The sequence below is a fragment of the Cupriavidus sp. SIMBA_020 genome, from assembly GCF_046535395.1.
Taxonomy (GTDB): domain Bacteria; phylum Pseudomonadota; class Gammaproteobacteria; order Burkholderiales; family Burkholderiaceae; genus Cupriavidus; species Cupriavidus campinensis.
In genome coordinates this window covers 1-264 of the sequence record NZ_JAWRWU010000795.1, presented here as the reverse complement: position 1 = coordinate 264, position 264 = coordinate 1, and the positions used below count along the sequence as shown (strand labels likewise).

General features: G+C 65.9%; 1 pseudogene. It reads right to left on the bottom strand.

Going from position 1 to position 264, the window contains the following annotated elements:
- Positions 1–202, bottom strand: a pseudogene (locus SB751_RS31540) (amino acid ABC transporter substrate-binding protein); the annotation flags it as partial.
- Positions 203–264: the final 62 nt, after the last annotated feature.

Below are 264 nucleotides of genomic sequence, written 5' to 3'. Positions count from 1 at the left end.
CGGCCAGCGCGCGGCACAGGTCCACGTCCAGCCCCATCCAGCCGCCCTTGCTGTCATTGACCGAAAACCCCGCCACGCCCGTGGACACGCCGCATTGGACGAAGCCCTTATTCTTGACGCTTTCGAACGTCACGCCCGCGCTGGCGCCCCACGACGAAAGAAGCAACGCGGCACCTGCCGCGACAGTGGTCAAAGTTTTCATGGTGTCTCCGCGCGAGGGGCGCAACGTATGGATGTCATCCCGCCAGCCGGCGGAAGTGCGCC